This window comes from Nocardia pseudobrasiliensis NBRC 108224, assembly GCF_001613105.1.
In the GTDB taxonomy this organism is placed as follows: Bacteria; Actinomycetota; Actinomycetes; order Mycobacteriales; family Mycobacteriaceae; genus Nocardia; species Nocardia pseudobrasiliensis.
Map to the genome: position 1 here is coordinate 23842 of NZ_BDBS01000074.1, position 9931 is coordinate 33772.

10 protein-coding genes are annotated in these 9931 nt (G+C 67.5%); 4 read left to right on the forward strand and 6 right to left on the reverse strand.

The window, feature by feature from the left end; translation table 11 throughout:
• Window positions 1–34: 34 nt before the first annotated feature.
• From NP4_RS38290 to NP4_RS38300, 3 genes are all read right to left on the reverse strand, one after another.
• A complete protein-coding gene (locus NP4_RS38290; protein WP_068009143.1) occupies window positions 35–433 on the reverse strand; it encodes a DUF779 domain-containing protein in 399 nt (132 codons plus the stop codon).
• Window positions 433–1950 (reverse strand): acetaldehyde dehydrogenase ExaC, encoded by a 1518-nt coding sequence (exaC, locus tag NP4_RS38295; protein ID WP_068009148.1) that lies wholly within the window; start codon window positions 1948–1950, stop codon window positions 433–435. The genes NP4_RS38290 and exaC overlap by 1 nt, the downstream gene beginning before the upstream one ends.
• 74 nt (window positions 1951–2024) lie before the next feature.
• Window positions 2025–3233 (reverse strand): helix-turn-helix domain-containing protein, encoded by a 1209-nt coding sequence (locus NP4_RS38300; RefSeq protein WP_068009151.1) that lies wholly within the window; start codon window positions 3231–3233, stop codon window positions 2025–2027.
• 272 nt (window positions 3234–3505) lie between these two features.
• Here NP4_RS38300 and NP4_RS38305 point away from each other — a divergent pair, with 272 nt between their 5' ends.
• The gene (locus tag NP4_RS38305) at window positions 3506–3745 is read left to right on the forward strand and encodes a hypothetical protein (protein WP_147288097.1); all 240 of its coding nucleotides are present in this window, start codon (window positions 3506–3508) and stop codon (window positions 3743–3745) included.
• A 13-nt stretch (window positions 3746–3758) separates the two neighbouring features.
• Here NP4_RS38305 and NP4_RS38310 read toward each other — a convergent pair whose 3' ends face one another.
• Entirely contained in the window at window positions 3759–4079 is a 321-nt protein-coding gene (locus NP4_RS38310; RefSeq protein ID WP_068009157.1) for a hypothetical protein, read from the reverse strand.
• A 229-nt stretch (window positions 4080–4308) separates the two neighbouring features.
• Between NP4_RS38310 and NP4_RS38315 the strand changes: the two genes are divergently transcribed.
• Window positions 4309–5040 carry a M50 family metallopeptidase gene (locus NP4_RS38315; RefSeq protein ID WP_068009161.1) on the forward strand — a complete coding sequence of 244 codons (732 nt, stop codon included), beginning with the start codon at window positions 4309–4311 and terminating at the stop codon, window positions 5038–5040.
• A gap of 4 nt (window positions 5041–5044) precedes the next feature.
• On the opposite strand, the gene NP4_RS38320 is transcribed toward NP4_RS38315, so the two are convergent.
• Window positions 5045–5860, reverse strand: coding sequence for a tetratricopeptide repeat protein (locus NP4_RS38320; RefSeq protein WP_068009164.1), 816 nt, complete (start codon window positions 5858–5860; stop codon window positions 5045–5047).
• 236 nt (window positions 5861–6096) lie between these two features.
• On the opposite strand from NP4_RS38320, the gene NP4_RS38325 reads away from it, so the two are divergent.
• Window positions 6097–7617, forward strand: coding sequence for an FAD-dependent oxidoreductase (locus NP4_RS38325; protein ID WP_114755920.1), 1521 nt, complete (start codon window positions 6097–6099; stop codon window positions 7615–7617).
• Between the two features lie 54 nt (window positions 7618–7671).
• On the opposite strand, the gene NP4_RS38330 is transcribed toward NP4_RS38325, so the two are convergent.
• On the reverse strand, window positions 7672–7866 hold the full coding sequence (locus NP4_RS38330) for a hypothetical protein (RefSeq protein ID WP_068009168.1): 195 nt from the start codon (window positions 7864–7866) through the stop codon (window positions 7672–7674).
• A 557-nt stretch (window positions 7867–8423) separates the two neighbouring features.
• On the opposite strand from NP4_RS38330, the gene NP4_RS38335 reads away from it, so the two are divergent.
• Window positions 8424–9848, forward strand: coding sequence for a condensation domain-containing protein (locus NP4_RS38335; protein WP_068009173.1), 1425 nt, complete (start codon window positions 8424–8426; stop codon window positions 9846–9848).
• Window positions 9849–9931 lie beyond the last annotated feature (83 nt).

The following is a 9931-nucleotide window of genomic DNA, read 5'->3' on the forward strand; positions in this document are numbered from 1 at the left end:
GGACCGCCGGGCCGGGAGTTCCACGAAACCGGTCTCAACCCCCTAGGTCCGCGCCGGTGAGCGGTGGATGCGCGTCGAGCTCGGCGACCTCGGCATCGGTGAGCAGCCGCGAACGGATCAGAAAGCGCACGCCCTCGGGCGCTTCCAGCGAGAAGCCGCTGCCGCGCCCGGGGACCACGTCCACGGTCAGGTGGGTGTGCCGCCAGTACTCGAACTGATCGGCGCTCATCCAGAACGGCGTCCCGTCCGGCAGTTCACCGAGCAGGACATCGGCCGCGCCGACGCGGAATTCGCCGCGCGGGTAACACATCGGCGAACTGCCGTCGCAGCAGCCGCCGGATTGATGGAACATCACCGACCCGTGCCGCTCGACGAGTCCGCCGAGCAGCCTGGCCGCGTCCTCGGTGATGCCGATGCGCGCGGGGACGGACATCAGAAGAATCCGAGTTTCTGTGGTGAATAGCTCACCAGCAGATTCTTGGTCTGCTGATAGTGGTCGAGCATCATCGCGTGATTCTCGCGGCCGATACCGGACTTCTTGTATCCGCCGAACGCCGCGTGCGCGGGATAGGCGTGATAGCAATTGGTCCACACGCGGCCGGCCTTGATCGCGCGGCCCATTCGATAGGCGGTATTCATATCGCGGGTCCACACCCCGGCGCCGAGTCCGTAGAGGGTGTCGTTGGCGATTTTCAGCGCGTCGGCCACACCGTCGAACTTGGTCACCGAGACGACCGGACCGAAGATCTCCTCCTGGAAGATGCGCATATCGTTGCGGCCCTCGAAGATCGTCGGTTCAATGTAGAACCCGTTGGGATATTCGTCGACCTTGCGCATCGCACCGCCGGTGAGCACCTTCGCGCCCTCTTTGCGGCCGATATCGATGTAGGACATGATCTTCTCGTACTGATCGTTGCTGGCCTGCGCGCCGATCATGGTGGCGTCGTCGAGCGGATTGCCGCCGGTGATGGCGCGGGTGCGCTCGATACAGCGGGCCATGAAATCGTCGTAGATCGCCGAATCGACAAGGGCGCGTGAGGGACAAGTGCACACCTCGCCCTGATTCAGCGCGAACATCACGAAGCCCTCCACCGCCTTGTCGAGGAATTCGTCGTCGGCGTTCATGACATCGGCCAGGAAGATGTTGGGGCTCTTACCACCCAGTTCGAGGGTGACCGGGATGATGTTCTCGCTGGCGTACTGCATGATCAGCCGCCCGGTGGTGGTCTCGCCGGTGAAGGCGACCTTGGCCACCCGTGGGCTGGACGCGAGCGGTTTACCCGCCTCGACGCCGAATCCGTTGACCACGTTGACGACTCCGGCCGGGAGCAGATCGGCGATGAGTTCGATCACCAGCAGCAGCGAGGCCGGGGTCTGCTCGGCGGGCTTGATGACCACGCAGTTGCCGGCGGCCAGCGCGGGGGCGAGCTTCCAGGTCGCCATCAGGATCGGGAAGTTCCACGGGATGATCTGCCCGACCACGCCCAGCGGCTCGTGGAAGTGGTAGGCGATGGTGTCGGCGTCGATCTCGGAGATGCGGCCCTCCTGGGCGCGGATCGCACCCGCGAAATAGCGGAAATGGTCCACCGCCAACGGAATATCCGCGGCGAGGGTTTCGCGGACCGGCTTGCCGTTCTCCCAGGTCTCGGCGACGGCGAGGCGTTCGAGATTGGCCTCGATGCGATCGGCGATCCTATTGAGGATATTGGCGCGCTCGCCCACCGGGGTCGCGCCCCAGGCGTCGGCGGCGGCGTGGGCGGCGTCGAGGGCGAGGTCGATATCGCCCGCGGTGGATCGGGCGACCTCGCAGAAGGTCTCACCGTCGATGGGGGAGGGGTTCTCGAAATACCGGCCCTCGACCGGGGCCTTCCAATCGCCGCCGATGAAATTGTCGTAGCGCCGGGCGAACTCGACGATGCTGCCGTCGGAGCCGGGTTTGGCGTAGATCATGGTGCACTCCCGTTCGAATAGCCGTGGTGACGGCCGTCACTATGGACCGGTCTGGTTGGCGAACGGTTGGCGGTTCAGCGCAGCGCGCTGTGCAGCCGCGCGGCCACCAGCGCGCGGCGCGGATCGTCGGCCGCGAGCAGGCGTAACGCGCGCTCGTGCACCTCGGTGTCGGCGGGGCAGCGTGCGCCGAATTCGACCAGATGCGTGGGGTTTCCGCTGCCCAGCACCGCGGTGCGCAGACCCACGAGCAGATACTCCCGCCATTCGACGACGCCCGGGGTATCCGAATCCGGCAGCAGCGGACCGCGATACAGCCGCAGCGCCGTGGCGACGTCGCCGGCCGCGATGGCGGCGAGCAGTTCCACCGCATCGCAGGAGATGGGCCGGGTGAGCACATAGCGGCGGCTGGTGATGTCGCCGCCGGTGGCGCGGCGCAGATGCGACACATCGGCTTTGAGCGTGGCCGCGGAGACCGGTCGATCGCCGTAGACCGCGGCCTGCAACCGCTGCGGGGTATAACCGTCTGGCTCGAGGGCGAGCAGGGTGAGGATCTCGATCTGCCTGGGCCGCAGGCGAATCGGCGCGCCCGCGCGGGTGAGGGTGGCCGCGCCGAGACAGTCCAGGCGCAGTTCGCGGCCGCTGTCGCACGGTTCGGCGGGCAGACGCGATTCGATGGCCGAGACCAGCGCCCGCACGGTGGACATGGCCAGCGGATGGGAGCGATCCCAGGTCGTGGACAGATCCAGCACGCCGAGCTGCCTCCCATCGGAGGCGTGGATGGGCGCGCAGTAGCAGACCCAGCCGTGCAGGGCGGCGACCAGATGTTCGGCGGAGAACACCGTGCTGGGCTGTCCGCTGCGCAGTGCCAGCGACAATGCGTTGGTGCCCATATGGGTTTCGTCCCAGCGGCCGCCGGGTGCGAAGTTCACCGCCTCGGCGCGCCGGCGCATCACCCGGCCGCCGCACGACCACAGGATGGTGCCCTGCTCGTCGGTGACCGCCGCGACGAAACCGGAATCGTCGGTGATGGAACGTAATTCGCCCGCCAGTTCCGTGACCGGGCGGCGCAGTGGCGAATGCGCCCAGCGCGCGGCGATTTCCGAATCATCGGCGGGTGCGGCCACGCAGCCGGGATCCACGGTCGGCAACGAGCGCTGCCAGGATTGGACGACCTCGGTGCGCAGCAGGGTGTCGCCGGGCACGGCGGCGCGCGTGGCCGCCCAGCGGGCCCATTCCTGTTCCAGTGCCGCTCGCCGCTGGGACAGGGTGCGAATCTGTGGCATCGCAAACAACCTCGTCGTCCGGTAAGTCCCTGCGTCCCTCCATCATTGCCTACCAGGCAGGACCGCGGGGCCGATTCCCGCGGACAGGTTTCGTTTACCGTCGGATCGGATAATCTATTGTGGCTGTTGCTTCCGATGAGAAACACCGGAAAAACATTTCGACACGCCGACGGAGTTGACACGGTTCGGCCGGGTGGGAATGGTTGTCTGCTTATCGCTGCGCGCAGATGGTCACTCGATCACCACATCCACCCATTCGAAGGAGTCGTGTCTTGGCGCGTGTGTCCACAATGCTCGCCGGTCTAGCCCTGGCCGCCGCCGCGGTGACGGGTTCCGCGAATGCGGGTCGATTCGCGGATTTCGATTCGGCGCCCCCGGCGACCCACTCCGACGACGAGGCCGACGACCCACCGTGCAGTGGCGCCAAGAAGCCCGACGAGCTGAACAAACCCATTCGCGATCACAGCGGCGAGGCCGTCCCGAGCGGTATTCCGATGCAGCCGCGGCGTTGACGCATGCGGCGGGCTATTTGTTGAAGAAGATTCCCGCTACGTCGGCATTCTTGATCGGCGTATCCGCATTGCGCTGAGTGCCGCACAGGAAATCGACCGCGGCCAGCGTCAGATCCACTGTGGTGCCCGGGGGTTCGTGATCGTCGTTGGTCTGCTGCTTGACGAATTTCGTGACCGTCATCCGTTTGGTGTCCTGATCCTGCTTCACGTATTCGCTGCACGGGGTGTCCCCACCCTTGTTCAGCGCGCGCTGCACATCGGTGCAGCCGCCGAGAAGTATCGCGGCGACGGCCAGTCCGGCAGCGGTCGCGGCGGGCCATCGCGTGGGGATCATCGAAGCGTCTCCTCGTGGATCAGGTTGCCGGGCCGTTCCCGGCAGTGCGTGCCGTCAGCCTAGAGGTTCGACGCATGCGCTTACATCAGGGGAAACCCTGGCACGGGCACTTTGTCGGTGTGCCGGATAGGGTCGGGGCCATGCGGTACAGCAGGCTTGGCAATCGGGATAGCGGCGGCTATGCGGGCGGGGAGCCGGAAAGCCTACTGGGACAGGCGCTCAGCGGACGATGAGCGCGAGCGAAGCGGTGTCGTCGATAACCGATCGGCTGACGGAGATCTCGCAGCAGCCGCCGATGTGGGTGGTGCTCGCCACGGCGGGCGCGGCGCTGGTGGCGGTGGCGTATCCGCCGCTGTGGCGGATCCTGCGCACCGCGGTGACGATCGCGCACGAGACCGGGCATGCGGTGGTGGCGGTGCTGACCGGGCGCACGTTGCGCGGGGTCCGATTGCATTCGGACACCTCGGGGGTGACGGTGTCGCGCGGAAAGCCCTACGGGCTCGGCATGGTGCTCACCACCATGGCGGGCTATCCCGCGCCCTCGGCGCTGGGCCTGGGTTGTGCGGCGCTGCTGGCCGCGGGGCGGTTGACGCTCATGCTGTGGCTCGTGGTCGCGGCGCTGGCGGTGTTGCTGGTGATGATCCGCAATCTGTTCGGTTTGCTGGCGGTGGTGTGCGCGGGCGCGGTGGTATTCGTCGTGTCCTGGTACGGCACGGTCGTGCAGCAGGGTGTGTTCGGCTATGCGGTGGCGTGGTTTCTGCTGTTCGGCGGGTTGCGCACGATCGCGGAACTACAGCGGGTGCATATGCGCGGCGACGGATCCGACGCCGATCAGCTGGCCTATCTGACCCGGATCCCGGGACTGTTCTGGGTGCTGCTGTTCGGTGCGGCGGCGTTGGCGGCCTTGGTGTTCGGCGGTCGGCTGCTGCTGGGGTTCTGGCCCGCGCTGGGCAGTGCGTGACGGGTCAGGTGCGCTGCATGCTGTCGGCGCAGGCGCGCCAGACCCGCGCCTCGCTCGGATTGCCCCGGCGATCCAGCACTTCGGCGAGTCCGGCCATCGCGCGCACATCGCCGCTGTCGGCGGCGGCGCGCCACCATCGTTCGGCCTCGAACAACTCCCCGCGGCGATAGCGGACCACGCCCAGGTCGTAGGCCGCGCCCGCATGGCCGAAATCGGCGGCCTGGGTCCACAGCATGCAGGCCTGTTCCAGATCGCCGCGCCCGTGCATGGCGACCCCGAGATCGTAGAGCGCACCGCGATAACGGCTTTCGTCGGTGGGGGAGGCGGTGACCTCCACGCGGATCACCAGTTCGGTGAAATCGACCGGTCCGATCCCGGTGCTGCAGTACAGGATCGCGGCGTCGGCGCCGGTGTGTTCGATGAGCATGCCGTAGTTGCCGGTCCAGGACGCGGTGGCGCCGGTGGTATCCATCCACACCGGGGTCAGGGTGAGCGAGGCGTCCGGTCCGGCCGCCTGCACGCGCAATTCGATACCCGAGCTCATGGCATCGGCCCACACATCGACCCCGCGCAGTCGACGCTCGTCGAGCGCGACGTGCCCGCCCAGCACCGACAGTCCGATTCCGAAGCCCAGCAACCCATCCGGCGGCGCGGCCGAGCGCAGCCGTAGCGAGACGGTGGTGGGGTCCGGTCCCAGGGGCGCACAGTACATCGGATAGACCGTGTCGCCGCGCCATTCGACCGGTTCGGCGCTGACATAGCGTTCGGCCAGCGGCACGAGCGTCTCGTCCTGCACGCCGTACGGGGACGGCCCGGTCATCGTGCCCGCCTTTCGCCGGAGCTGTCGGGAAGGATTCGGCCATACGGTAGTACTCGCGGCGCGGAAAAATCGCTGAACGAACAGGTGTTAGCCAGGAAATACGGTCGGCAAACCGGCGCACCGGTATCGATCCGACCGTTTTGCACTCGATGCCGGATTGCGGCGCGCGCAGTCGCGGCGGTGTGGCGCAAGGAATGTGCAAGGGGCATGCAATCGGCGGTCCGCACAGTGGTCGCATGACCGAGACTTTCGATGTGGTGGTGGCCGGGGCCGGACCGGTGGGGTTGATGCTGGCGTGCGAGCTTCGGTTGGCCGGGGTGGACGTGCTGGTGGTCGAACGGCTGACCGAACCCGATCAGACGATCAAGGCCGGCGGCATGAATGTGGCCGCGGCCGAGGCGTTCTATCGCCGCGGCATGCTGCCGGAGTTGCAGCGTCGCGCGTATCTGCGGATGGAGCAGTTCGCCGCCTTCGCGAAGGCCGCGTCCACCACCGTGGGCAAGCCGAAGGTGATGGGTGGGCACTTCGCCGGAATCTTCCTCGATGCGAGCCTCATTCATACCGATGATCCGATCTACGCCGATCCGGCTCCGGTCGTGGGCGCGATCTTCGTGCACCAGCAGGGCATCGAGGAGGTGCTCGCCGAGCGCGCCGAGCAACTGGGTGTGCCGGTGCGGCGCGGGGTCGAGCTCACCGGGTTCACCGATGACAGCGACTGTGTCACGATCTGGCTGGGGGACACCGTGATCCGGGCCGCTTGGCTGGTCGGCTGTGACGGCGGCCGCAGCACCGTGCGCAAACTCGGCGGATTCGAGTTCCCGGGCGTGGATCCGCTCATCACCGGACATCAGGCCGTGGTGGAGATGTCGTATACCGAGGGCCTGCGGCCGGGCTGGCACACCACCGACACCGGCATCTACGCCGTCGGCCCGACCCCGGGACGCATCCTGGCCGTCGAACTCGACGGACCGCCCGCCGACCGCGAGGCGCCCGTCACCGCCGCCGAACTGCAGGCCGCACTGCGCAAGGCGTCGGGCACCCAGGTCGAGATCACCGCGGTGCATTCGGCGACCCGCTTCACCGACAACACCCGCCAGGCCACCGACTACCGCCGCGGCCGGGTACTGCTCGCGGGCGATGCGGCGCATGTGCACTCACCCTTCGGCGGCCAGGGCCTCAACCTCGGCATCGGCGACGCGGTGAATCTGGGCTGGAAGCTGGCCGCGGTCGTCGCGGGCTGGGCGCCGGACGATCTGCTGGATTCCTATACCGCCGAACGGCATCCGATCGGGGAGTGGGTGTTGGACTGGACGCGGGCCCAGGTGGCGATCATGCGCACCGACGCGCACAGCCGCGCGATGCGCCGGGTGACCGAACAGCTGCTGGCCACCCGCGACGGCGCGACGCTGGTCCATCGGAAGATCTCCGGCCGGGAGCTGCACTACGACCTGGGCGTGGGCCATCCACTGGTCGGGCGCAGCGTCCCGGACTTCGAACTGTCCGACGGCACGCGCCTGGGCGAGCATTTCGGCGACGGCCGGGCGGTGCTGGTGGACCTGACCGATTCGCCCGCGCTGCGGGAGGCGGCCGCGCCGTGGTCGGACCGGGTGCGGACGCTCATCGTGAAAACCGCCCAGCCGCGCGATATCTCGGCGCTGCTGGTGCGGCCGGACGGTTTCGTGGCGTGGGCGACCCGGGCGGGGTCGACGGTCGGGCTCACCGCGGCGCTGAGCCGCTGGTTCGGTGCTCCGGCCTGATCGCGGGCGTGGACGGCCGGAGCGGATCGGCGAGGGGTCGGTCCGGTCGTCCACTCATCCCTCGCGTTCGGCGACGAAGCGCAACAGGTCCGGATCGTCGGAGACGATCCGATCCACCTCGTCGCCGCCGGTGCATTCGTAGAGGCCGATGACGAGCGTGCCGCCGCGCCGGCCGATCACCCGCCAGATCGCGCCCGCATCCTCCCAGCGCCGCAGTGCCGCTACGGCGGCCGGATGGTGCTGCGTCACAATCGGTTCCTCACTCTCTCGCGTGTCGTCTCCTCGATGATCCGCCAGTCGACACAGTGCGCGGCCGTAATCCGGACATACCGCCCGAGATAGATCGGATTACTTTTCTCGATAAACAAAACCGGAGTATTTCTCCGGTCCCTCGGACCCGCTCGTGCAACAGGGTGCACAGCCGCGACCTGGGTAGTTGATGCTACAACACGAATATCGGTTGTATAGTCAACCGGCGCGGCTGTCTTTTTTGCGTATACTGAGCCATATCCTTGACTCGCGAGTTTCGGAAAAGTCTCGTTCACATCCGCTTTACACATTCGACAACTACTTCCGATCGGAAGTAATGTGACGGTGAACACGCTTTTCACTCGGTCGAGCCCTGTCGTACAGTGAAGCCGTCTCCAGCGGACTCTCGAGGTTGCCCCCGACCGACTCTCGAACACCGCGGTGACGTACCGGCTGGTCAGCGCTGACTCGCAATCCCCCTGACAAGAAATTTCAGCGCAAATTCTTGCGTGCCCGTTTCATCGCCGCGCAGGCATTGCTAGGTCCAATGAGGGAAAATGGAATACACGATCCTTTCGCATTTCGATATCCGGCCCGGAACCCTCACGCTGTGGAGCGCGGTCCGCGCGCCCGGCACCGAATGGAAACCCGACGATCGTCCGCTGACGTGCGTGCACGAGAAGTACCACCGGAATTTCGACGCCACCGAACCCCTGCCCGGCCGCGGCCGCTGGATCGGCACCATCTTCGAGATGGACGCCGCCTTCGACGCCCGCGCGGTCCGTGATCTGGTCTGGGCGTGGCACGCCCGCCACGAGGGTCTGCGCACCACCGTCGCCGACAGCGAATCCGGTGCGGGCCGGTTGACCTGTGCCGCACTGGATGTCGATATCGTGCACGAACGGGTGCCCGTGGTCAGCGCCTCGGCCGAACTCAACGACTTCCTGCGCGAGGTCATGGAGGAGCGCCTGTCGCCGCTGGTCTGGCCGCACGTGGTGATCGCCACCGTCGAGCACCGCGATACCGACAACTTCACCGTGCTGGTCGGCGCCGACCACTCGGTCATGGACGCCTACAGTCAGGTGCTCATCGTCACCGAACTGCGCGCCCTCTATCGCGCGCTGCTCGACGGCACCAGCCTGCCGCATTCGGACACCTTCGCCAGCCCGGCCGACTACGCCCTGGTCGAACGCCAGGCCGCGGCCGCGCTGACCACCGAGTGCGCGGCCACCGAGGTATGGCGAAACTTCTTGTCGCCCGCCGAGGGGCGCTTCCCCCGATTCGCGCCGCCGGTCGCCGCGGTCGAGGACACCGCGGGCCAGCCGCAGACCAGCGTGTCGCGGTGGCTGCTCACCGATACCGAGATCGCGGCCACCGAGGAGGCTGCCGCGGCGCTGGGCCATCGCCCCACCACCGCCGTCTTCGCGGCCCTGGCCCTGGCCTCGTGCCGACTGTCGGGCAACCCGGAATTCCGCACGATCATGCCGGTGGCGACCCGTCCGCACAAGCGCTGGGCCGAGTCGATGGGCTGGTTCGTCAATATCGTCCCGCTGGCGATCCCGGTGCCCGGCGGCGCGAACTATCGCGACGCGCTCGTGGCCACCGACACCGCGCTGCGCCACGCCAAGGCCGCCACCCTGGCCCCGGCCGAGCGCATTTTCGAACTGCTCGACGTGGCCGACCGACCGAAGTTCGCGGTGTCCTATGTCGACATCCGCCGCCTGCCCGACAACGAGATCATCACCGGCCTGCGCGGCCGGGCACTGCGGGCGGACTCCTATTCCGATGACGAGGTGTACTTCTGGGTCGTGCGCGCGGCCGAGGGGCTCAATATCTCGGCGCGCTTCCCGGCCGGATACTCCGCGGCCGTGCTGCAGCGTTTCATCGATGAATTCACCGCCATCCTGCGGGAATTCGGCGAGGCCGAGACGGTCGTGCCCGAGGTCGCGCTGACGGTGGTGGCCGGTCAAGGGGCGGCGTGATGCGCACCGGGGGATTGGATGAGACCCTGCGGGTGAGCGCGCGGCCGATCGTGCTGCGGCCCACCGCCGCGGCGCGGGTCGAG